The 812-nt window shown below is 38.2% G+C and carries 2 pseudogenes; both read left to right on the plus strand.

Features of this window, described 5'->3' with window-relative positions:
• Positions 1-109 (plus strand): annotated as a pseudogene (locus ACEWB7_RS17290) (IS5/IS1182 family transposase); the annotation flags it as partial.
• Positions 110-122: 13 nt separating this feature from the next.
• A pseudogene (locus tag ACEWB7_RS17295) lies at positions 123-635 on the plus strand (hypothetical protein); the annotation flags it as partial.
• Between the last annotated feature and the right edge of the window lie 177 nt (positions 636-812).

Raw genomic sequence — 812 nt, forward strand, 5'->3', positions numbered from 1 at the left:
AGAGGAATAGCTACTCGATATGACAAGCTCAAAAGAAATTATCAAAGTTCTGTTGCCTTAGCCTGTATATTTTTATGGCTACCGTTATAGGGTTAATTATGAACAGTAAGTGTCAACAGACCCTAAAGGATGATTATCTGATTTCAGGTACGATTGTTCATACCAAAAGCAAAAACAATCTAGGTGCATTGGAAAGCTATAAAATTGACCGTCTGGAATTTCAGCGAGTAGCAGAAGACAAGAATGCAGGCAAATCTGGCGCTGAGTATGATGAGCTGAGCAAGGCATATCTGCTGGTGCATAATTACAACTATAGCCTTGTAGATGACTATGGTAGTGGCAGTAATGGTATTCGTACCTTAACCAGCAGCGGCAGCATTATTGGTCAACCCAATCTGGCGGATTACCGTTATAGTTTTGATTTTAATACGACTACACCGTTCAAGATGGACGAAACGATGTTGAATAATTATAAGCATCTGCCAAAAGAGGGTGTGCTTAAAATTACTGACAGTTATGAGCAGGTGGTTGAAGTCAAACAAAATCAGCCTAAATCCTTAAAAGCGACTGTCTATTTTAATGGCAGTGAGCTGGATGATCTGTTGTGGTCAACCATTATTGGCAATAAAAAATAAGAACTGATCTTATAAAAAAGCTCCTTGATGGAGCTTTTTTATTTGGGAAAAATGTCCCGTCCTGAAATAAGTTTACACCTTAAGAGACTTATTTTATGGAACATGCACAAGAACAACGAGTTAAACGCACACAACGTGATTATAGCTTCGCCTTTAAAATGATGGTTGTACATGAAG

Origin of the sequence: Acinetobacter sp. NIOH-H-8 (assembly GCF_046635365.1) — a bacterium.
Taxonomy (GTDB): Bacteria; Pseudomonadota; Gammaproteobacteria; order Pseudomonadales; family Moraxellaceae; genus Acinetobacter.